This is a genomic window from Serratia sp. 25CWL12, assembly GCF_055790885.1.
The window spans coordinates 842,422-865,184 of the sequence record NZ_CM147698.1; the positions used below are offsets into that span (position 1 = coordinate 842,422).

The 22,763-nt window shown below is 49.3% G+C and carries 21 protein-coding genes; 18 read left to right on the forward strand and 3 right to left on the reverse strand.

Annotated features, from left to right (window positions below; all coding sequences use genetic code 11):
• Positions 1–203: 203 nt before the first annotated feature.
• From ispU to tilS, 15 genes are all read left to right on the forward strand, one after another.
• On the forward strand, positions 204–962 hold the full coding sequence (gene ispU / locus ACX9GV_RS03635; RefSeq protein WP_473197080.1) for a (2E,6E)-farnesyl-diphosphate-specific ditrans,polycis-undecaprenyl-diphosphate synthase: 759 nt from the start codon (positions 204–206) through the stop codon (positions 960–962).
• Between the two features lie 9 nt (positions 963–971).
• Complete coding sequence (gene cdsA / locus ACX9GV_RS03640) at positions 972–1,820, forward strand: phosphatidate cytidylyltransferase (RefSeq protein WP_473197081.1); 849 nt, start codon at positions 972–974, stop codon at positions 1,818–1,820.
• Positions 1,821–1,851: 31 nt separating this feature from the next.
• Positions 1,852–3,207: a sigma E protease regulator RseP gene (rseP, locus tag ACX9GV_RS03645; RefSeq protein WP_023490021.1), complete on the forward strand. Its 1,356-nt coding sequence runs from the start codon at positions 1,852–1,854 to the stop codon at positions 3,205–3,207.
• A 35-nt stretch (positions 3,208–3,242) separates the two neighbouring features.
• Positions 3,243–5,663 carry an outer membrane protein assembly factor BamA gene (bamA, locus tag ACX9GV_RS03650; protein WP_473197082.1) on the forward strand — a complete coding sequence of 807 codons (2,421 nt, stop codon included), beginning with the start codon at positions 3,243–3,245 and terminating at the stop codon, positions 5,661–5,663.
• A gap of 162 nt (positions 5,664–5,825) precedes the next feature.
• Positions 5,826–6,323 carry a molecular chaperone Skp gene (skp, locus tag ACX9GV_RS03655; protein ID WP_023490023.1) on the forward strand — a complete coding sequence of 166 codons (498 nt, stop codon included), beginning with the start codon at positions 5,826–5,828 and terminating at the stop codon, positions 6,321–6,323.
• A 4-nt stretch (positions 6,324–6,327) separates the two neighbouring features.
• On the forward strand, positions 6,328–7,350 hold the full coding sequence (lpxD, locus tag ACX9GV_RS03660; protein ID WP_473197083.1) for a UDP-3-O-(3-hydroxymyristoyl)glucosamine N-acyltransferase: 1,023 nt from the start codon (positions 6,328–6,330) through the stop codon (positions 7,348–7,350).
• Between the two features lie 161 nt (positions 7,351–7,511).
• Complete coding sequence (fabZ, locus tag ACX9GV_RS03665) at positions 7,512–7,967, forward strand: 3-hydroxyacyl-ACP dehydratase FabZ (RefSeq protein WP_473197084.1); 456 nt, start codon at positions 7,512–7,514, stop codon at positions 7,965–7,967.
• A gap of 3 nt (positions 7,968–7,970) precedes the next feature.
• The gene (gene lpxA, locus ACX9GV_RS03670) at positions 7,971–8,759 is read left to right on the forward strand and encodes an acyl-ACP--UDP-N-acetylglucosamine O-acyltransferase (RefSeq protein ID WP_473197085.1); all 789 of its coding nucleotides are present in this window, start codon (positions 7,971–7,973) and stop codon (positions 8,757–8,759) included.
• Between the two features lie 3 nt (positions 8,760–8,762).
• Positions 8,763–9,914, forward strand: a complete 1,152-nt coding sequence (gene lpxB / locus ACX9GV_RS03675) for a lipid-A-disaccharide synthase (RefSeq protein ID WP_473197086.1) — start codon at positions 8,763–8,765, stop codon at positions 9,912–9,914.
• Entirely contained in the window at positions 9,908–10,501 is a 594-nt protein-coding gene (gene rnhB, locus ACX9GV_RS03680) for a ribonuclease HII (RefSeq protein ID WP_473197087.1), read from the forward strand. Before lpxB ends, rnhB begins: the two co-directional genes overlap by 7 nt.
• 83 nt (positions 10,502–10,584) lie before the next feature.
• On the forward strand, positions 10,585–14,073 hold the full coding sequence (gene dnaE / locus ACX9GV_RS03685; RefSeq protein ID WP_473197088.1) for a DNA polymerase III subunit alpha: 3,489 nt from the start codon (positions 10,585–10,587) through the stop codon (positions 14,071–14,073).
• 12 nt (positions 14,074–14,085) lie between these two features.
• Positions 14,086–15,045, forward strand: coding sequence for an acetyl-CoA carboxylase carboxyl transferase subunit alpha (accA, locus tag ACX9GV_RS03690; RefSeq protein WP_023489819.1), 960 nt, complete (start codon positions 14,086–14,088; stop codon positions 15,043–15,045).
• Positions 15,046–15,163: 118 nt separating this feature from the next.
• Positions 15,164–17,308 (forward strand): lysine decarboxylase LdcC, encoded by a 2,145-nt coding sequence (locus ACX9GV_RS03695; RefSeq protein ID WP_473197089.1) that lies wholly within the window; start codon positions 15,164–15,166, stop codon positions 17,306–17,308.
• A 70-nt stretch (positions 17,309–17,378) separates the two neighbouring features.
• The gene (locus ACX9GV_RS03700; RefSeq protein ID WP_023489821.1) at positions 17,379–17,768 is read left to right on the forward strand and encodes a VOC family protein; all 390 of its coding nucleotides are present in this window, start codon (positions 17,379–17,381) and stop codon (positions 17,766–17,768) included.
• Positions 17,769–17,887: 119 nt separating this feature from the next.
• The gene (tilS, locus tag ACX9GV_RS03705) at positions 17,888–19,204 is read left to right on the forward strand and encodes a tRNA lysidine(34) synthetase TilS (protein ID WP_473197090.1); all 1,317 of its coding nucleotides are present in this window, start codon (positions 17,888–17,890) and stop codon (positions 19,202–19,204) included.
• Positions 19,205–19,272: 68 nt separating this feature from the next.
• Here tilS and rof read toward each other — a convergent pair whose 3' ends face one another.
• Both rof and ACX9GV_RS03715 read right to left on the reverse strand, forming a co-directional pair.
• The gene (gene rof / locus ACX9GV_RS03710) at positions 19,273–19,536 is read right to left on the reverse strand and encodes a Rho-binding antiterminator (protein ID WP_023489823.1); all 264 of its coding nucleotides are present in this window, start codon (positions 19,534–19,536) and stop codon (positions 19,273–19,275) included.
• Complete coding sequence (locus ACX9GV_RS03715; RefSeq protein WP_037384060.1) at positions 19,523–19,723, reverse strand: YaeP family protein; 201 nt, start codon at positions 19,721–19,723, stop codon at positions 19,523–19,525. The genes rof and ACX9GV_RS03715 overlap by 14 nt, the downstream gene beginning before the upstream one ends.
• 211 nt (positions 19,724–19,934) lie before the next feature.
• Between ACX9GV_RS03715 and ACX9GV_RS03720 the strand changes: the two genes are divergently transcribed.
• From ACX9GV_RS03720 to nlpE, 3 genes are read left to right on the forward strand one after another with little or no spacing between them, the layout of a single operon-like run.
• Positions 19,935–20,483, forward strand: a complete 549-nt coding sequence (locus ACX9GV_RS03720) for a YaeQ family protein (RefSeq protein WP_023491423.1) — start codon at positions 19,935–19,937, stop codon at positions 20,481–20,483.
• 3 nt (positions 20,484–20,486) lie between these two features.
• A complete protein-coding gene (arfB, locus tag ACX9GV_RS03725) occupies positions 20,487–20,900 on the forward strand; it encodes an alternative ribosome rescue aminoacyl-tRNA hydrolase ArfB (RefSeq protein WP_473197091.1) in 414 nt (137 codons plus the stop codon).
• A gap of 42 nt (positions 20,901–20,942) precedes the next feature.
• Entirely contained in the window at positions 20,943–21,629 is a 687-nt protein-coding gene (nlpE, locus tag ACX9GV_RS03730; protein ID WP_473197092.1) for an envelope stress response activation lipoprotein NlpE, read from the forward strand.
• Positions 21,630–21,875: 246 nt separating this feature from the next.
• Here nlpE and ACX9GV_RS03735 read toward each other — a convergent pair whose 3' ends face one another.
• A complete protein-coding gene (locus ACX9GV_RS03735; protein WP_473197093.1) occupies positions 21,876–22,739 on the reverse strand; it encodes a YaeF family permuted papain-like enzyme in 864 nt (287 codons plus the stop codon).
• Between the last annotated feature and the right edge of the window lie 24 nt (positions 22,740–22,763).

Genomic DNA, 22,763 nt, shown 5'->3' on the forward strand with positions numbered 1-22,763 from the left:
GAGTAACACAGTCAACATCTTGTAGATTGCACTGTAGCGAGTCAGGTAATGGATAGAGAATATTCGTCAATCCTTGCCGGGCAGCGTCAGGGTACAAGGTGGGCAGACTGAAAAGCTGTGTCAGGCACACGGCTTTTTTTGCGTATAAAGCCCAATGTTTCGGCATGGCTATGGTGTTTCTATTGAGGAAATAAGTACGAGTTATGTCGTCAGCAAATCAACAAGAAGCTAGTCAGGTAGTTCAAATGCCACGCCATGTTGCGATTATCATGGATGGCAATGGGCGCTGGGCCAAGCGTCAAGGTAAATTACGCATATCTGGGCATAAAGCTGGGGTGAAATCGGTGCGCCGTGCGGTCAGCTTTGCTGCCAGTAACCATCTGGATGCTCTCACACTTTATGCTTTCAGCAGCGAAAACTGGAACCGTCCTGCGCAGGAAGTACTGGCTTTGATGGAGCTTTTTGTTCGTGCGCTAGATAGTGAAGTAAAAAGTCTACACAAACATAATGTGAGATTACGGGTGATCGGTGATATCACACGTTTCAGCACACGTCTCCAAGAGCGAATCCGTCGCTCGGAGCAACTGACAGAGAATAACAGCGGCCTGACGCTGAATGTCGCAGCCAATTATGGTGGTCGGTGGGATATTATTCAGGGAGTGAAAGCGTTGGCTGAAAAGGTGCAGCAGGGGAGTTTGCACCCAGAGCAGATCAGTGAAGAGTTGCTCAATGAGTCTGTTTGCATGAGCGATCTCGCGCCAGTAGATTTAGTGATCCGCACCGGGGGCGAACATCGCATAAGTAACTTCTTGTTGTGGCAAATTGCCTATGCTGAGCTTTACTTCACTGATGTACTCTGGCCAGATTTTGATGAACTTGTCTTTGAAGGTGCGCTAAATGCATTTGCACAACGGGAGCGTCGCTTCGGAGGTACAACACCTATTGACGCCAATGCGTCCTAGGGGGAACTTTTGCTGAAGTCTCGCCTTATAACGGCTCTGATTTTAATTCCGATTGTTATCGCTGCGCTGTTTTTTCTCGCGCCGTTAGCCTTTGGCCTGGTGACACTGGCTGTTTGCATGTTGGCAGCTTGGGAGTGGGGGCAATTGGCGGGGTTTACTTCCCGCGCCCAGCGTATTTTATTGGCCGTATTGTGTGGCTTGCTACTGGCATTGATGATGTTCAGTGTGCAGGTTTCCCCACAATCGGGTCACCCATGGTTGTCGGAAGGCCCATTGTGGCTGGCGTTGGCATGGTGGTTGATGGCCCTGGCGCTGGTGCTGTTCTACCCGAGTTCCGCAGCATTATGGCGTAACTCACGGTTATTACGCCTGGTTTTTGGCCTCTTCACCATTGTCCCGTTCTTCTGGGGGATGCTGGCATTGCGCCAGTATGGTTATGAGGAGAATCCTTTTACCGGATCTTGGCGTTTGCTCTACATCATGCTACTGGTTTGGGGGGCGGACTCTGGCGCCTATATGTTTGGCAAGTTGTTTGGCAAACATAAATTGGCACCTAAAGTTTCCCCAGGGAAAACCTGGGAAGGGTTGATTGGTGGCCTGGTGACCTCTGCAGTGCTTTCCTGGCTATTTGGCCTTTATGCCCCTTTATCTGTGGCACCGATAACACTGTTAGTCTGTTCTGTTATTGCTGCACTGGCTTCGGTATTGGGCGATCTGACGGAAAGTATGTTTAAACGCGAAGCGGGTATCAAAGATAGTGGTCATCTGATTCCAGGGCATGGTGGTATACTGGATCGCATTGATAGTTTGACTGCAGCGGTGCCGGTATTTGCTTGTTTAATGCTGTTAGTGTTTTAATCTGTTATCGGCGGGAGACTTAAAAGGTTATATGTTAAGCGTGCTCTGGAATCTGGTGGCGTTTATTATTGCGCTAGGGATATTAATCACTGTGCATGAGTTTGGGCACTTTTGGGTGGCTCGTCGCTGTGGTGTGCGCGTTGAGCGCTTTTCCATTGGTTTTGGCCGTGCACTGTGGAGCCGCACTGACCGTCAGGGTACAGAAATTGTCATCGCCATGATCCCGCTTGGCGGTTATGTAAAAATGCTGGATGAGCGTGCTGAACCCGTTGCGCCAGAGTTACGGCACCAGGCTTTCAATAATAAACCCATCTGGCAGCGTGCGGCGATAATCAGTGCTGGCCCGATTGCTAATTTTCTTTTTGCTATTTTTGCTTATTGGATAGTATTTATTATCGGTGTGCCAAGCTTTCGTCCAGTCATTGGGGAAATAGCACCACAATCTATAGCGGCGAACGCTGAAATTTCTCCTGGTATGGAACTTAAATCAGTCGATGGTATCGAAACGCCTGATTGGGAATCTGTTCGTCTCGCTCTGGTGACTAAAATAGGGGATGCCCAAACTGAGGTAGGAGTAGCACCGTTTGGTTCTTCACAAGCGGTGATAAAAACCTTGGATTTACGTCATTGGAGTTTTGAACCTGACAAAGAGGACCCTGTACGTTCTTTGGGCATGATCCCTCGAGGTCCACAGATAGAGTCTGTTTTAGCACAAGTACAAGTAGGCTCAGCAGCGCAAAAGGCGGGTTTACAAGTAGGGGACAGGATCGTTAAAGTCGATGGTCAGCCACTAGATCGTTGGGAAACATTGGTTAAACAGATTCTCAATAGTCCAGGCAAACCGTTGGTTTTAGAGATAGAAAGAAGCGGTAACCCCTTGTCTTTAACGCTAATACCAGATACAAAATCAGTAGGTAAAGATAAGTCAGTAGGTTTTGCAGGTATTTTCCCGAAAGTGTTACCACTGCCGGATGAGTACAAAACGATTCGTCAGTATGGACCGTTCTCGGCGCTGTATCAGGCTGGGGACAAAACCTGGCAACTGATGCACCTTACGGTCAGCATGTTGGGTAAATTAATAACTGGTGATGTGAAACTGAACAACCTGAGTGGTCCTATTTCTATCGCTCAGGGGGCAGGGGCATCAGCGGGAGTGGGGTTTGTGTATTACATGATGTTTCTGGCGTTGATTAGCGTCAACCTTGGGATCATCAACCTATTCCCACTACCTGTATTAGATGGTGGGCATCTTCTCTTCCTGGCGATAGAAAAGCTGAAGGGGGGGCCAGTTTCCGAGCGAGTACAGGACTACAGTTACCGCATTGGTTCGATCTTGTTGGTGCTGCTAATGGGTCTTGCACTTTTCAATGATTTTTCTCGTCTTTAGGGGCGGGGACAGGTTAGGAAGAACGCATAACAACGATGGCGATGAAAAAGTTGCTCATAGCGTCGCTGCTGTTTGGCAGCGCCACCGTATACGGTGCCGACGGGTTCGTAGTGAAGGATATTCATTTCGAAGGCCTGCAACGAGTCGCCGTCGGTGCGGCGTTACTCAATATGCCGGTTCGTGTAGGTGATACCGTCTCTGATGAAGATATCAGTAATACCATTCGTGCCTTGTTTGCTACTGGCAACTTCGAGGATGTCCGCGTACTGCGGGATGGTGATACGCTGATAGTTCAGGTCAAAGAACGCCCCACCATTGCCAGCATCACTTTCTCCGGTAATAAATCGGTAAAAGATGACATGCTCAAGCAGAACCTGGAAGCCTCTGGCGTTCGGGTCGGTGAGGCACTTGACCGTACCACCTTATCCAGCATGGAGAAAGGGTTAGAAGACTTTTACTACAGCGTAGGTAAATACAGTGCCTCGGTGAAAGCCGTGGTCACGCCTTTGCCACGTAACCGTGTTGACCTGAAATTGGTGTTCGCGGAAGGGGTCTCAGCCAAAATCCAACAAATCAATATTGTTGGTAACCATGCGTTCACCACTGATGAGCTGTTAGCTCATTTCCAACTGCGTGATGAGGTACCTTGGTGGAATTTGGTGGCTGATCAGAAATACCAGAAGCAAAAACTGGCGGGTGATCTTGAAACCCTGCGCAGCTTTTATCTGGATCGTGGTTATGCCCGTTTCAATATTGATTCCACGCAGGTCAGCCTGACGCCAGATAAGAAAGGTATCTACGTCACTATCAACATTACCGAAGGTGAACAGTTCAAGCTTACTGGTGTCGTGGTTACCGGTGACTTGGCAGGGCACTCGGCAGAAGTGGCCCAATTGACCAAAGTCGAACCAGGGCAACTGTTTAGTGGCACTAAATTGACCAAGATGGAAGATAGCATCAAAAAGATGTTTGCCCGTTATGGTTATGCTTATCCTCGCGTACAGACTCAACCTGAAATCAACGATGCAGATAGAACGGTGAAGTTGCACATTAACATTGATGCGGGTAACCGTTTCTATGTTAAGCGCATCCGGTTTGAAGGTAATGACGTTAGTAAAGATTCTGTATTGCGTCGCGAAATGCGCCAGATGGAAGGTGCCTGGTTAGGCAATGAACAGGTTGAGCAGGGTAAAGATCGTCTGAACCGTTTAGGTTTCTTCGAAACGGTGGATGTAGAAACTCAACGTGTACCAGGTACAACTGATCAGGTTGATATCGTTTACAAAGTGAAAGAGCGCAACACCGGTACGCTAAACTTTGGTGTCGGTTACGGTACTGAAAGTGGTGTCAGCTTCCAAGCAGGTGTGCAGCAGGATAACTGGCTGGGTACAGGCTATTCGGTGGGGATTAACGGTACCAAGAATACTTATCAGACTTATACCGAGCTGTCGCTGACCAACCCATACTTCACCGTTGATGGTGTGAGCTTGGGCGGGCGTATTTTCTACAATGACTTTAAAGCGAGCAACGCTGATCTGTCTGCGTATACCAACAGCAGTTATGGTATCGATGGTACGCTAGGGTTCCCGATCAACGAATATAACTCTCTGCGTACCAGCTTGGGTTATGTGCACAACTCCTTGTCGGATATGAAGCCGCAGGTGGCCATGTGGCGTTACCTTGACTCGGTAGGTGAGAATCCAGGCCTTCTTAACACGGCCAGCTATAGTGCGGATGATTTCACCCTGAGCTTGGGGTGGACGTATAATAATCTCAACCGTGGCTTCTTCCCGACACAAGGTAACCGGACCTCGTTTACCACCAAGGTTGCCGTGCCTGGTTCGGACAACTCGTACTACAAGATGACCTTGGACAGTACGCAGTATGTGCCAATCGATGAAGATAAGACCTGGGTGGTGTTAGGCCGTGGCCGTGTAGGTTACGCAGATGGCTTTGGCGGTAAAGAGATGCCATTCTACGAGAACTTCTATGCCGGTGGTTCGAGTACGGTGCGTGGCTTCCAGTCCAATACCATTGGTCCAAAAGCGGTTTACTATAATTCAAATTCATTTAGCTGCCCGACTATGTCGAATGGCCAAGCTCAGGTGCTCTGTAATTCCGGCGATGCGGTGGGTGGTAATGCTACCGCCGTAGCCAGTTTGGAGCTGATTACACCAACGCCGTTCCTCAGTGAGAAATACGCGAACTCAGTGCGTACTTCGTTTTTCATTGATGCGGGTACGGTATGGGATACCAAGTGGGAAAATACCACTGAGACAGCCATGTATGGGGTGCCAGACTACAGTAAAGCGAGCAATATTCGCTTGTCGGCTGGTATTGCTGTGCAATGGATGTCGCCACTGGGGCCATTGGTATTCTCGTATGCTGATCCGTTCAAGAGCTATGAAGGCGATCGCTCAGAACAGTTCCAGTTTAACATTGGTAAAACCTGGTAATCGGTTTGCTGGTGTGTAGGGCAGTTAAAAACAGAATCACAAATGTCAGGCTTAGATCATGTCATAGGGAGTGGATTTCCATTGTGGCCTGTGACAAGTCTGGCAAATTGTGTATTTCAATAGTGTCAAATGACACAAACGAGTGATGGTAAGGAGTTTATAGTGAAAAAGTGGTTATGTGCCGCAGGCCTCGGTTTAGCAATGGCTGCTTCAGCGGGCGTTCAAGCAGCAGATAAAATCGCTGTCGTTAACGTTTCCAACATTTTCCAGCAAATGCCTGCCCGTGAAGCCGTGGCTAAGCAGTTGGAAAGTGAATTCAAAAACCGTGCAACTGAACTCCAGAACATGGAACGTGATCTGCAGACTAAAATGCAGAAGTTGCAACGTGACGCTTCTACCATGAAGGCTGCTGACCGCAGCAAAATGGAGAAAGAAGTCATGGCGCAGCGTGATCAGTTCTCTCAGAAAGCGCAAGCTTTCGAACAGGACAATCGTCGCCGTCAGATGGAAGAGCGTAACAAACTCCTGACCCGTATTCAGGATGCGGTGAAAGCTGTTGCCACCAAACAAGGTTATGACGTTGTGATCGACACTAACGCAATTGCTTATGCGGGTGCTTCACAAGATATTACCGCTGAAGTACAAAAACAGGTTAAATAATAACATGTTTTCAATTCGACTGGCTGATTTAGCGCAGCAGTTGAATGCACAAATGCACGGTGATGGCGATCTCGTCATCACCGGCATTGCTTCTATGCATTCTGCACAGGCTGGGCAAATCACGTTTTTGTCAAACAGCCGTTATCAACAGCAATTGGCCGCATGTCAGGCGAGTGCCGTTGTTTTGACCGCTGCAGATTTACCACATTGTCGCAGTGCGGCGCTAGTGGTTAAAAATCCTTATTTGACTTATGCCCATTTGGCACAACTGATGGATACCACACCTACACCGGCAACCGATATTGCGCCGAGTGCAGTGATCTCGCCTGAAGCGCAGCTTGGCTTGAATGTATCCGTTGGTGCTAACGCCGTTATCGAATCTGGTGTCGTACTCGGTGATAACGTGGTGATTGGTGCGGGTTGTTTTATTGGTAAATATACTCGTATTGGTGCTGGTACGCGTCTATGGGCGAATGTAACGATTTACCATGAGATTGAAATTGGTCAGCATTGCCTGATTCAATCAGGAACAGTGATTGGTGCTGATGGTTTCGGCTATGCCAATGAGCGAGGCAATTGGATCAAGATCCCTCAGTTGGGGAGAGTGATTATTGGTGACCGCGTTGAAATTGGTGCCTGTACCACTATTGATCGTGGTGCGCTGGATGATACTCTGATTGGCAATGGTGTTATCATTGATAACCAGTGCCAGATTGCGCATAACGTGGTGATTGGCGAGAACACTGCTGTTGCTGGCGGTGTTATTATGGCGGGTAGTCTGAAAATTGGCCGCAATTGTCAAATTGGTGGTGCCAGTGTGATTAATGGTCACATGGAGATTGCTGATCAGGTTGTTGTCACCGGAATGGGAATGGTTATGAGACCAATCACTGAACCTGGGGTATACTCCTCGGGTATTCCGCTACAGCCTAACAAAGTTTGGCGTAAAACAGCTGCGTTGGTGATGAATATCGACGATATTAGCAAGCGTTTAAAAGCTATTGAACGAAAAGTCGGGAAAGATTAATCACTGTTACCCACTGAGATACTGGGTATAAAATAAACGCATTGGCTTTAACGCCAACAGTGCAAAGTGATGTTAATTTGCGGCCTGCCGGATGCCCTTCTTTTGGCATAAAGCAGGCCGTGTTGTTGATACTTTAAGTTTTTAAAGACAGGAAGAGTATTTTGACTACAGACACTCATACTCTAGATATAGCAGAAATTTTGGAACTTCTTCCTCATCGTTATCCGTTTTTGCTGGTTGATCGTGTACTAGAGTTCGAAGAACATAAATATCTGCGGGCAGTGAAGAACGTATCGGTCAATGAGCCGTTTTTCCAGGGCCATTTCCCAGGTAAACCGATTTTCCCGGGTGTGTTGATTTTAGAAGCAATGGCACAGGCTACCGGTATTCTGGCATTTAAGAGTGTAGGCAAACTGGAACCGGGTGAATTGTACTATTTTGCCGGGATTGACGAAGCGCGTTTCAAACGCCCAGTGGTGCCTGGTGACCAGATGGTTATGGAAGTCACTTTCGAAAAAACTCGTCGCGGTCTGACGCGCTTTAAAGGCGTGGCAACCGTTGATGGAAAAATTGTCTGCGAAGCAACCATGATGTGTGCCCGCAGCCGGGAGGCATAATCTGTGATTGATAAAACCGCCTTTATCCATCCTGCAGCAATTGTTGAAAAGGGAGCCATCATCGGTGCGGGGGCGCATATTGGCCCTTTCTGTTACGTTGGTCCTCAGGTGGAAATCGGCGCAGGTACCCTCCTGAAATCCCATGTGGTGGTGAACGGTATTACCAAAATTGGTCGCGATAACCAGATTTATCAGTTCGCTTCCATTGGTGAAGTGAACCAGGATCTAAAATATGCCGGTGAGCCGACACGTGTTGAGGTGGGTGACCGTAACCGTATCCGTGAAAGTGTCACCATCCACCGCGGTACGGTGCAGGCGTCGGGCCTGACCAAGGTGGGAAACGATAATCTGCTGATGGTCAATGTCCATATTGCCCATGATTGCGTGGTGGGTAACTCCTGCATATTGGCAAATAATGCGACGCTGGCCGGCCATGTGGAAATAGACGACTATGCCATCATTGGTGGCATGAGTGCAGTCCATCAGTTCTGTGTTATTGGTGCTCATGTGATGGTGGGGGGGTGCTCCGGTGTGGCGCAAGATGTGCCGCCTTTCGTTATTGCGCAAGGTAACCATGCAACGCCGTTTGGTGTGAATACCGTTGGCCTGAAACGTCGCGGCTTTGATAAGGATCAAGTGCAGGCGATCCGTAATGCCTACAAAATCCTCTATCGTAGCGAGAAAACGTTGGATGAAGCCAAAGCAGAGATTGACGAATTGGCGAAAGAGCAACCGGTGGTGCAGTCGTTCCTCGATTTCTTCGCCCGCTCAACCCGCGGGATTATTCGCTGAGCTATGCAAAATCGTCCACTGACTATTGGATTGGTCGCCGGAGAAACCTCCGGTGATATCTTGGGGGCTGGTTTAATCCATGCATTGAAGGCTCATCATCCTGATGCCCGCTTTGTTGGTGTTGCAGGGCCATTGATGCAGGCGGCAGGGTGTGAAGCCTGGTATGAAATGGAAGAGCTGGCGGTTATGGGGGTGGTAGAAGTCCTTGGGCGTTTGCCGCGTTTACTGAAGATTCGCCAGGATTTGACTCGTCGGTTTAGTGAGTTGCAGCCCGATGTGTTTGTAGGTATTGATGCGCCGGATTTCAATATTACTCTGGAAGGTCGCCTGAAAAAACAGGGCATCCGTACTATTCACTATGTCAGCCCATCAGTCTGGGCCTGGCGACAAAAACGCATTTTCAAAATTGCTAAAGCAACCAATTTGGTGCTGGCATTTCTTCCTTTTGAAAAAGCGTTTTACGACCGTTTCAACGTCCCTTGTCGTTTTATCGGCCATACCATGGCTGATGCCATGCCGCTGCAGCCAGATAAGCAAGCTGCACGTTTAGCGTTGGGTATCGCCCCCAATGCTCGCTGTTTGGCTCTGCTGCCTGGCAGTCGTGGTGCCGAAGTGGAAATGTTGAGTGGCGACTTTATCAAGACTGCACAGTTGCTACGCCACCATTACCCGGAGCTGGTGGTGATTGTGCCGCTAGTTAATGCTAAACGGCGTCAACAGTTCGAAGCTATCAAGGCTCAGATAGCACCGGAGCTCAATATTCGCCTGCTGGATGGCAAAGGGCGTGAGGCCATGGTTGCCAGTGATGCGGCGTTGTTGGCTTCAGGTACTGCGGCTTTGGAGTGCATGCTGGCGAAATGCCCTATGGTGGTGGGTTATCGGATGAAGCCTTCTACCTTTTGGTTAGCCCAGCGTCTGGTGAAAACGCCCTATGTTTCGTTGCCAAACTTGTTGGCTGGGCGAGAGATCGTTACCGAACTGTTACAGCACGATTGTGTGCCGGATAAGCTGGCAAGCGCATTGCTACCCTTGTTGGAAGAGAGTTCGCAAACCGAGCAGTTGAAGCAGACATTTCTGGCTCTTCATCAGAGTATTCGCTGTGGCGCTGACGAACAGGCTGCCCAGGCCGTGTTGGAGTTGGCAACATCATGCTAGAACCCTTTGTTTATCCTGCAGCCCGGCTGTTTGCCGGGGTAGATGAAGTTGGACGGGGGCCTCTGGTGGGGGCGGTAGTGACTGCGGCAGTGATTCTTGATCCGGCCAAACCGATTGTCGGCCTGGCAGATTCAAAAAAACTCAGTGAAAAGCGCCGTCTGGCATTGTATGACGAAATCATGGACAAAGCGTATTCCTGGAGTTTGGGGCGTGCTGAAGCCAGTGAAATCGATCAACTGAATATCCTGCATGCCACTATGTTGGCGATGCAGCGTGCAGTGGTCGGCTTGCATATTGAACCTGATATGGTGTTGATTGACGGAAACCGTTGCCCCACATTACCGATGCGTTCATTGGCGGTGGTGAAAGGGGACAGTCGAGTCGCGGAAATCAGTGCAGCATCAATCCTGGCAAAGGTGACGCGTGATCGAGAAATGGCCGAGCTCGACTTGGCTTTTCCGGAATATGGTTTTGCCCAACATAAAGGCTACCCGACGGCGTACCATCTGGAGAAGCTGGCGACATTCGGGGCTACAGAACACCATCGCCGCAGTTTTGCACCAGTCAGAAGAGTACTGGGGCAGTAATTTATCTCTTGGCCTCATTAGGCTGAACAATCTGAGTTAACCTGGGTTCAGTTTGCTGAACCTACCTACGTTGGTATCTCGATATGGCCGAACCTCGTTTTATTCATCTTCGTGTCCACAGTGATTACTCCATGGTGGATGGGCTAGCCAAGATTGGTCCGTTGGTGAAAAGAGCAGCTGCGCAAGGTATGCCAGCCCTGGCGATCACCGATTTCACTAACTTATGTGGGTTGGTGAAATTTTATGGCGGTGCACATGGTGCTGGGGTCAAGCCGATAATCGGGGCGGATTTCCTGGTACAAAGTGACATGTTGGGTGATGAGCTGGCACAGCTTACCGTCCTTGCCGCCAACAATGAAGGTTATCAGAATCTCACCTTATTGATCTCCAAAGCCTATCAGCGCGGTTATGGTGCGATGGGGCCGATCATTGATCGTGATTGGTTAATTGAACATCGGGCGGGTTTAATCCTGCTCTCCGGTGGGCGCATGGGGGATGTTGGCAAATTTTTGTTACGGGGCAACCAGGCTCTGGTTGACCAATGCCTCGAGTTTTACCAATGCTATTTTCCAGACAGTTATTATCTTGAACTGATCCGCACGGCGCGTGCAGATGAAGAAAACTATCTGCACGCCGCTGTAGCACTGGCCACTGAACGAGGGTTGCCGGTGGTAGCCACCAATGAGGTCTGTTTTCTTGTAGAAGATGACTTTGACGCCCATGAGATCCGGGTGGCGATCCATGATGGTTTTACCTTAGATGACCCCAAACGACCGCGAAACTACAGCCCACAGCAGTATCTGCGTAGTGAAGATGAAATGTGTGAGCTGTTTGCTGACATTCCAGAAGCCTTACTCAACAGTGTCGAGATTGCTAAACGCTGTAATGTGACCATCCGCTTGGGTGAGTATTTCCTGCCACAGTTTCCTACCGGGGATATGACCACTGAAGACTTCCTGGTGGTGAAGTCTAAAGCCGGGTTGGAGGAGCGTCTTGAGTTCCTGTTCCCAGACCCTGAAGTTCGCAGCCAACAGCGTGTTGAGTATGATGAACGCCTGGATGTGGAGCTGGAAGTCATCAATCAGATGGGGTTCCCGGGCTACTTCCTGATCGTTATGGAGTTCATTCAGTGGTCGAAAGATAATAACGTGCCTGTTGGCCCTGGGCGCGGTTCTGGTGCAGGCTCGCTCGTGGCTTATGCGCTCAAAATCACCGACATTGATCCTCTGGCGTTTGACCTGCTGTTCGAACGTTTTTTGAACCCTGAACGTGTTTCAATGCCCGATTTCGACGTTGATTTCTGTATGGAAAAGCGTGATCAGGTGATCGAACACGTCGCCGATATGTATGGCCGTGAAGCGGTATCACAGATTATTACCTTTGGTACCATGGCGGCGAAAGCGGTAATTCGCGATGTGGGGCGTGTGTTGGGGCACCCTTACGGTTTTGTGGACCGTATTTCCAAGTTGGTCCCCCCTGACCCCGGCATGACGCTAGAGAAGGCGTTTGCCGCAGAACCGCAACTCCCAGAAATTTATGAGGCCGACGAAGAAGTCAAAGCGTTGATCGATATGGCGCGTAAACTGGAAGGGGTGACGCGCAACGCCGGGAAACACGCCGGTGGGGTGGTGATCGCACCCACCAAAATTACTGACTTTGCTCCGCTATATTGCGATGCGGAAGGCCAGCATCCAGTTACCCAGTTTGACAAGAACGATGTGGAATATGCCGGGCTGGTAAAATTCGACTTCTTGGGGCTGCGTACCCTGACCATCATTGATTGGGCGTTGGAGATGATCAATGCCCGTCGCGCTAGAAGTGGGCTGGAGCCAATAGATATTTCTGCTATCCCACTGGATGACAAGAAAAGTTTTGACATGCTGCAGCGTTCGGAAACCACGGCGGTGTTCCAGCTTGAATCCCGTGGCATGAAAGACTTGATCAAACGCCTCAAGCCTGACTGTTTTGAAGATATGATCGCGCTGGTGGCGCTGTTCCGGCCGGGGCCATTGCAGTCAGGTATGGTGGATAACTTTATCGACCGTAAACATGGCCGTGAAGAGATCTCCTATCCCGATATCCAATGGCAGCATGAGTCGTTGAAACCGGTGCTAGAACCCACCTATGGCATTATCCTGTATCAGGAACAGGTCATGCAGATTGCCCAGGTTCTGGCGGGGTATACGCTGGGCGGTGCAGATATGTTGCGCCGTGCCATGGGTAAGAAAAAGCCGGAAGAGATGGCGAAGCAGCGTTCAGTGTTTGAGGACGGGGCGAAAAGCATGGGTGTCGACGGCGAGCTGTCGATGAAGATTTTTGACCTGGTAGAGAAATTTGCCGGTTACGGCTTCAACAAATCTCACTCAGCAGCCTATGCACTGGTGTCATACCAGACGCTGTGGTTGAAAGCTCACTATCCCGCGGAGTTTATGGCGGCGGTGATGACCGCTGATATGGATAATACCGATAAGGTCGTCGGGCTGGTGGATGAGTGCTGGCGCATGGAGTTAAAAATTCTGCCGCCGGACATCAATAGTGGGCAGTATCATTTCCATGTTAATGGCGAAGGTGAGATTGTTTACGGCATTGGCGCGATTAAAGGTGTGGGGGAAGGGCCAATAGAGGCCATTATCGAAGCCCGTAATAGTGGGGAGCAGGGCTATTTCAAGGACCTGTTTGACCTGTGCGCCCGTACTGATACCAAAAAACTCAACCGCCGGATACTGGAAAAACTGATTATGTCCGGGGCGTTTGATCGCCTGGGGCCACACCGTGCGGCACTGATGAATTCGCTGAATGATGCACTGAAAGCAGCCGATCAACATGCTAAAGCGGAAGCCATAGGTCAGGCGGATATGTTTGGCGTATTGGCAGAAGCGCCAGAGCAGGTTGAGCAATCTTACGCGAATGTTCCGCGTTGGCAGGAACAGGTGGTGCTCGATGGTGAACGGGAAACCTTGGGGCTCTATCTTACTGGCCATCCGATCACCCAATATTTGAAAGAGATTGAACGTTATGCGGGTGGGCAGCGGCTGAAAGATATGCACCCGACCGAGCGGGGTAAAATGACGACGGCAGTCGGGTTGGTAATTGCTTGTAAAGTGATGATGACCAAACGGGGTAATCGCATTGGCATCTGTACACTGGATGACCGTTCTGGCCGCTTGGATGTGATGTTATTTACCGATGCATTGGAAAAATACCAGCATTTATTGGAAAAAGACCGTATCCTGATTGCGAATGGACAGGTCAGCTTTGATGACTTTAATGGTGGGCTTAAAATGACAGCCCGTGAACTCATGGACATCAGTGACGCCCGTGAAAAATATGCCCGTGGGCTTGCTATCTCGCTAACGGACAGGCAAATTGATGAACAGCTTTTGAACCGTCTCCGTCAGTCTTTGGAACCTCATCGCTCGGGGACGATTCCAGTGCATCTCTACTATCAACGGGAAGATGCACGAGCCAGACTACGCTTTGGTGCAACCTGGCGCGTGACACCCACTGACCGCTTGTTGATTGATTTGCGGACCTTGGTAGGTAATGAGCAGGTTGAACTGGAATTTGACTAAAATAGGAACACTATGAGTCTGAATTTTCTTAATTTTGAACAGCCGATTGCAGAGTTGGAAGCGAAAATTGACTCGCTGACCTCAGTCAGCCGTCAAGACGAAAAGTTAGATATTAATCTAGATGAAGAGGTTGAGCGATTACGCGAAAAGAGCGTTGAGCTGACACGCAAGATTTTTTCTGATCTTGGGGCTTGGCAGATTGCCCAACTCGCCCGTCACCCACTGCGTCCTTATACGCTGGATTATATCAAGTATATCTTCACTGATTTTGAAGAGTTGGCAGGTGATCGTGCCTATGCCGATGACAAAGCCATTGTGGGGGGGATTGCGCGGCTCGATGGCCGTCCGGTGATGATCATTGGTCATCAGAAAGGGCGCGAAACCAAAGAGAAAATTCGTCGTAACTTTGGTATGCCGGCACCGGAAGGTTACCGTAAGGCGTTACGCCTGATGGAAATGGCTTCCCGCTTCAAAATGCCACTGATTACTTTCATTGATACTCCCGGTGCTTATCCAGGCGTGGGGGCGGAAGAGCGTGGTCAATCGGAAGCTATCGCGCGTAATCTGCGTGAAATGTCCCGCCTGAATATTCCGGTGATCTGTACGGTCATCGGTGAAGGGGGGTCCGGTGGTGCGCTGGCGATTGGCGTGGGTGATAAAGTCAATATGCTGCAATACAGCACTTATTCGGTGATTTCGCCAGAGGGTTGCGCTTCCATTCTGTGGAAAAGTGCCGATAAAGCGCCGATTGCCGCGGAAGCCATGGGTATTACGGCTCCACGTTTGAAAGAGTTAAAGCTGATCGATTCGGTGATCCCTGAGCCACTGGGTTCTGCACATCGTGATGTTCCCGCCATGGCGGCTTCGCTGAAGGCACAGTTGCTGGCGGACCTGGCGGAATTGGATAATCTGAGTAACGAAGAATTGCTCAATCGTCGTTATCAGCGGTTGATGAATTACGGTTACTGCTAATATTTAGTAGCAGGTTAACAAGGGTGTTGGCGGTGTTAGCAGGTTTTTCCTGGTAGCCCTCAGCACCCTTGTCGTTTGTGGATTAAGCTAGTGGTGGCTAATTAACAGGATAGATTCGATGAATATCATTGCAATCATGAGCCCGATGGGCGTTTATTACAAAGATGAGCCTATCCGGGAGCTGCACACAGCCCTGGCTGCAATGGGATTCCAACTGGTCTATCCCAAAAATAGTGGCGACTTGTTGAAGTTGATTGAGGACAATGCGCGTATTTGTGGTGTGATTTTCGATTGGGATGATTACAGCCTTGAATTATGCAGCGAAATCAACGATCTCAATGAGTATTTGCCACTGTATGCCTTTATCAACACGCATTCGACGTTTGATGTCACCTTGCACGAAATGCGCATGGTGCTCTATTTCTTTGAGTATGGCCTGAGTACGGCCGATGATATCGCCCAACGCATTCGGCAGTATACCGATGAATATATTGATACCATCACACCGCCACTAACTAAGGCGTTGTTTACCTATGTGAAAGAGGGGAAATATACTTTCTGTACCCCAGGCCATATGGGGGGGACGGCATTTCAGAAAAGTCCGGTAGGCAGCCTGTTTTATGATTTTTTTGGTGCCAACACCTTAAAGGCCGATATTTCAGTTTCGGTAACTGAACTGGGTTCATTACTTGATCACAGTGGGCCGCATTTGGAAGCAGAAGAGTATATTGCCCGTACTTTCAATGCAGAACAGAGCTATCTGGTCACCAATGGCACCTCTACTGCCAACAAGATTGTCGGGATGTATGCCATTCCGGCGGGGCGTACCGTGCTGATTGATCGCAATTGCCATAAATCTTTATGTCATTTGTTGATGATGTGCGACATCGTGCCCATTTACCTGCGTCCATTGCGTAATGCGTATGGCATTTTAGGTGGCATCCCTCAGCGAGAGTTTACCCACGATAGCATTGCCAAACGGGTGGCAGAAACCACCAATGCCAGTTGGCCAGTGCATGCGGTGATCACTAATTCGACCTATGATGGTCTGTTGTACAACACGGATTACATCAAACAGACGTTGGATGTAGCATCGATTCACTTTGATTCAGCATGGGTACCTTACACCAATTTTCACCCGATTTACGCTGGCAAAAGTGGCATGAGTGGCGAGCGTATTCCAGGTAAGGTGATTTATGAAACGCAATCGACACATAAACTGTTGGCGGCTTTTTCACAGGCTTCAATGATCCACATTAAGGGTGACTACGACGAGGGCACCTTTAATGAAGCCTATATGATGCATACCACCACTTCTCCGCATTATGGCATTGTCGCTTCGATGGAGACCGCCGCAGCGATGCTGCGTGGTAACCCTGGGCGACGGATCATTAATCGTTCAGTAGAGCGAGCATTGCATTTTCGTCGTGAAATACAACGCTTGCGAGATGAGAGTGATAGCTGGTTTTTTGATATCTGGCAGCCAGAAAAAATCGATGAGGCAGAGTGCTGGCCACTGGATCCTGATGATAACTGGCATGGTTTCGGCCATACCGACGCTAATCATATGTATCTCGATCCCATCAAAGTCACCATCTTGACGCCCGGCATGAATGAACTGGGGGAGTTGGAAGATTCAGGTATCCCTGCCGCCCTGGTGGCCAAATATCTTGATCAACGCGGGATTGTGGTTGAAAAAACCGGACCTTACAATTTGTTGTTTTTGTTCAGTATTGGCATCGATAAAACCAAGGCTATGAGCCTGCTGCGTAGTCTGACCGATTTCAAACGTGGCTATGATCTCAATTTATCAATAAAGAACATGCTGCCGGATCTCTATGCAGAGGATCCTGATTTTTACCGTAATATGCGCATTCAGGATCTGGCGGCCGGGATCCACCAATTAATCTGCAAGCATAATTTACCTCACTTGATGCTGTGCGCATTTGATGTTTTACCAGAGATGAAACTGACCCCTTACCAGATGTTTCAGCAGCAGGTGAGTGGTAATGTGGAAACCTGCGATATTGACCACTTGATCGGCAGGGTTGCCGCCAACATGATCTTGCCCTATCCACCTGGCGTGCCTTTGGTGATGCCTGGCGAGATGATCACCGAAGAGAGTCGCGGCGTGCTCGATTTTCTGCTGATGCTGTGTTCAATTGGTGAACATTATCCAGGGTTTGAAACCGATATTCACGGAGCCAAATTGACTGAAGATGGTCGTTATCTAGTGAATGTTTTGAAAACAACCGTGGTTTGATGGCGTCATCGCTTATCTTTTGGTCCTGAAGGCATTTCTCAGGTGGATGGCAAAATAGTGGAGTTAATTTATGTTGGCCTTGCAGCAAGTTCACCATATCGCGGTGATTGCGTCTGATTACCCGGTCAGTAAACATTTTTACTGCGACATTTTAGGGTTTACCCTGTTAGCAGAGGTCTATCGTCAGGAGCGAGATTCGTGGAAAGCGGATCTGGCACTGAATGGTCAATACACGATTGAGCTGTTTTCGTTCCCATCGCCGCCAGCACGGCCTAGTCATCCAGAGGCCTGCGGTCTGCGTCACTTGGCATTCAGTGTGGCAGATATTGATGCGGCAATAGCCCATTTACAGGCTGCAGGCGTCACCTGTGAAGCGGTACGTATTGATCCCTATACCCAGTCCCGCTTTACTTTTTTCAATGATCCAGATGGGTTACCGCTGGAATTATATGAGCTCTAGTTTATTCAGGCTGTGAACTGTAATAAACACGGTGAACTGTAATAAACACTGTTAACTGTAATAAACACTGTTAACTGTAATAAATACAATGATGATAGGGTGCAAACTCTGCGCAATCGATGAATACGAATCCGCTTGTTAGGCAAATCAGAGATTTTCTGGGGAGTGAGCGCCAACTCTTGGTGGCGTTTAGTGGGGGTTTAGACTCCACGGTATTGCTGCATTTGTTGGTTCAATTGCGCCAACAGCAGCCTGATCTGGTGCTGCGTGCGGTGCATGTCCATCATGGGTTGAGTGACTTTGCCGATAGCTGGGTGGCGCATTGCCAACAACAGTGTGAGTCTTGGCAGATTCCGCTGGTGGTTCAGCAGGTAACGGTGGATGGTCGAGCCGGGGGGATTGAGGCCGCGGCCAGAGCGGCGCGATACCAGGCTTTCAGTGCCACCCTGTTGGTAGGTGAAGCTCTGCTGACGGCACAACATCTTGATGACCAATGTGAAACCTTTTTGTTGGCTTTAAAACGGGGTAGCGGTCCGGCGGGGCTTTCTGCTATGGCAGCAAGAACGCATCTGGGAAATAATTTCTTGCTGCGGCCATTGTTGCCATTCTCACGCCAGCAATTGGAGCTTTACGCACAGCAGTATCAACTTAGTTGGATCGAGGATGACAGCAACCAAGACTGCCGTTTTGATCGTAATTTTTTGCGCCTGAATGTCCTGCCCTTATTGAATCAACGTTGGCCACATTTTGCCGCAGCAACGGCACGCAGTGCCAGCTTATGTGCCGAGCAAGAGCAACTGCTTGATGAGCTGCTAGCAGAGCAGTTGGCCTTGTTGCTGGATCAACAGAATTCTCTGGCTATCACCGGGTTACAAACGTGTTCAGATGCCAAGCGTTATGCATTGTTGCGCCGTTGGATCGCCTGGTTTGGTGTATCTCTCCCTGCGCGCGATGGCTTGCATAAACTTTGGCATGAGGTGGCTTTGAGCCAGGCTGATGCTGAACCGCAATTACAATTAGGTGACTACCAGATTCGTCGTTTCCGTCAGCGCTTGTATCTACTGCCTCGGATGCGTGATTTGAGTGAAAAACAGTTGCTTTGGCAATGTGATGCCGATGCTGCCTTGGTATTGCCTGATGGGTTAGGCACCTTGTGGGTTGGTGAGGGTGAATGCCGAGTGCGAGCACCGCAGCAACATGAACAGGTCAGTGTTCGTTTCGCCGCCACCGGGCGGGTACGCATCATCGGCCGTAGTGGATCAAGACCGATAAAAAAATTGTGGCAGGAGTTGGGTGTTCCACCCTGGCTGCGTCAACGTACCCCGTTACTCTATTATGATGAGCAGTTGATTGCCGCTATTGGCCTGTTTATTACCGAAGAGGGGCAAGTGCCTGCCGGGGAGCCGGCTTATCGCTTTCGCTGGCAGCAAGAGTAACCGCTATTGGCTGAAAATGAGAAGGGCAGCCTAACGGCTGCCCTGTAGTGATTAAATTACCGGCCTGGTCAATCGGAAAGACTGACGACAATGGTACCTATATCTGGATGGCTAAAACTGCCGATATGGTCCAGACGTATATCCCGTTGACTCCCATTTTGCTCGATGGTGAGATACTCCACGCGCTTCTTTTGCAACAGGTCGAGGGCTTTCGCTTCGATGATTTCTCCGTCGCGTAACGCCAACTTCAGAATATACTTATGCTGACAGGCGAGTTCTAAGTTGTCGTAGTCATCACAATTGATGGGGTGGTATTCATCATTTATCAACATAGTCGCTCACCAATAAGTTAGCGGCGGCAAAAGCCGCCTGTTCTCTAATGGAGGACGATAGCTCGCTATTTGCTGCCACTTCGTCCAATGCCTTTAAAACGCAGGCTAACGCATCAGGCACGTAACCCAGATCCCCACTGCCGATCTGAGCATAAAAACGGCGTACTAACTCACAATATTGTTGCACAATATCCTCCTTCAAGATCTGTCTATTACCGGCATACCGCAGGGAATAGAGAGAGATACTCGGAGTTATATCCTATCTAGACGACTATAGCACAGCTGTTGTTGAGTTATTAAGTCTTGGTAACGGCTTTCTAACACCCATCTTTATCGCTGTACTGGCTGCTAACCGCCTGGATCAAGTACACTGTCAGCGATTAATAATGAGGTTACCCATGGCGCTGAAAGCAACCATTTACAAAGCTACGGTCAATATCGCTGATATGGATCGCCATTTTTACCACGATACTACGCTCACGTTGGCTCAGCATCCTTCAGAAACGGAACAACGTATGATGCTCCGCTTACTGGCCTGGATTTGTCATGCGGATGAACGTCTGGTCTTTACCAAGGGTTTGAGTGCAGAGGACGAACCAGAGATTTGGCAACGGAACGACCATAATGGGCTAGAAATGTGGATTGAGTTGGGTTTGCCGGATGAGAAGCGGATTAAAAAAGCCTGTAACCAGTCGCCTAGGGTGGTGCTCTATGCTTATGGTGAACGTGCAGGATACGTTTGGTGGCAAGGGATGCAGGGTAAGGTGGCGAACCACAAGAATCTGACCATTCGCTTTCTCGATGATAAGCAATTGTCACAGTTGGCGGCATTAGCCAACCGTAATATGACGCTACAGGCGACTTTGCAGGAAGGGACGATTTGGCTTTCTGATGCTCAGAATAGTTTGGAAATTCAATTTGCCCAGTGGCAGCAAGCGCAGGATTAATCGGTGTTAGCACTGTCAAAAAACCGGATGATCCCGGATAATGAAATAGAGTTAACGGCGATCCGTGCCCAAGGGGCGGGTGGTCAACATGTCAATAAAGCCTCAACCGCGATTCACTTGCGTTTTGACATCCGAGCATCTAGCCTGCCAGACTATTATAAACAGCGGTTACTGGCGTTTAGTCATCATTTAATCACTACCGAGGGGGTGGTGATTATTAAAGCTCAGGAGTATCGCAGTCAGGAGTTAAATCGTGAGGCGGCGCTGGCCCGGTTGATGGCGTTGATTCAGCAGGCGATGGTGGTTGAAAAGACTCGCCACGCAACCAAACCCAGCAAAGGGGCAAAGTTGCGTCGTCTGGAAACTAAAGTGCGTAAGGGCGCGGTTAAAGCGCTACGTAGCAAGGTTCATCCGTAGGTTATACTCAGGGTAAAAATAAATTACAGCAGGAGAGTCACGGTGAAGACAATAACGATTGCTCTGTTCTTAGCGGCAGGGGCCCTTTCGTTGATGGGGTGTAATAATCAGTACCCGGCTAAAGAACAAGCACTGCAGCCGATGCAACAAAGTTATCAAGGCTTATTGCCTTGTGCGGATTGCAGTGGCATAGATACCTCGCTATTTCTTGATGAAGATGGAACCTTTGTTCTACAGCAAACTTATCGTGGTGCTAAAGGCGGTGATCAAACGTTTACCAGCCATGGTACTTGGGCACGCACTGCAGATAAGCTGACATTAACCGAGAGCAACGGTGAAAAACGCTATTTTCACCCGGAAGGTAAAGTGTTGAGAATGCTTGACCGAAGTGGTGCTCCGATTGTATCCCAGCTGAATTATGTGCTGTCACCGGTAAGCAAGCCCTTACCACAGACCTCAATGCCATTGACGGGGCTCTATACCTATCTGGCAGATGCCGCAGTATTTAAAGATTGTGTGACCGGTAAAACCTTCCCGGTGGTTAATAACATCGCGTTAGAAAAAGGCTATCTGCAGGCTCGTAAGGCACCGGGCGAACCGGTATTTCTCATGTTGAATGGTCATTTCAGTGTGCAGCCTTCCATGGAAGAGGGGCGGACGATAAAGTCGCTGGTCCCTGAACCGAACGGTAAATTTACGTTTGACAATAGCAAGAGTTGTGCTCATTGATTGCATTTAAGCTGATTGAATCTTGAGCGTTTTATCCCGTGCACCGTAAGAAAAACTCGGTGTTCTTAGGGGGTCGGGATATATACTCAAGTTCATTCAAGTTGCAGGTAGGCGGCAACTGAGCGAAGCCCCAGGAGCTTACACCAGTAAGTGACTGGGGTGAGTAAAGGCAGCCAACACCGCTGTAGCTTGAATGGCGACGAGTATCAACCTGAAATTTTCAGGATCGCTTTTTATGATCGCAAGTCAGGGTACTTTGGTCTGATTCGCTAACTGTGAAGGGGATTCCATCGCTGAAGAGTGATCATTGTCTGGCACTTTTGAGCGTAAATAAATCCCTGGTTTGATGTGACCGATATAATGCAGCGACTGACTCGGTGCTAAGGTGGCAATATCGCCTTGTCGCATATGCAGTAAATCCCCTGGGCTCACCCAGCCCGCTTTAGCTAACGTAATGGGTTGCCCGGCATACTCGAAAGCAGCAAGGACAAACTCTGAACAGAAATAGCGGGATTCACCATTGGTGGGGGTCGCGAGTTGCGCCTCGGCCATGCCTTTTACGCATTGTTGGCGAAAATCCTGCGAGAATGGATTTAATGAACAAAGTCGTTTCGTCACCATAAAGGGCATCATCTCGACTATCCCTTGATAGTTATATTGACTGCCTAACTTTTGTTGAGCAAATTCACGGATTTTAATGGTTTGTTCTGCGGTTAATCCTGGCATACGTAAAGCGAACAACTTGTCACTATGCGCGCGCATCTCTTCCAGCGTGATAATCTGCACACCGGCACCTACCGATTCAGCGACCTGCCCATGGCCAATATAGATAGCGACATGGCTGACCGAGGAAGCACTGAACAGGCGGATCCCGAGTGATGTCAGGCCAATGGAGGAGGAAAACAGCAAATCCCCTTCTTGCAGATCAGCCTGATGGATTTCATGGTAGGTGTTGCCCTGAATGGAACTGATGGATTGAAATCGCACATCTACGGGCTGGGCAGACTTTGATTGCTCTTTTTCTGACAAGGCAATATCCATAGTACAGCCAGTGAGTAACATCGGTAGCAGAGCAATCAGGTAGAGGGGGGATTTGCACGACAATGTCATTATTGAGTCCTTTGCTGGCCTGCT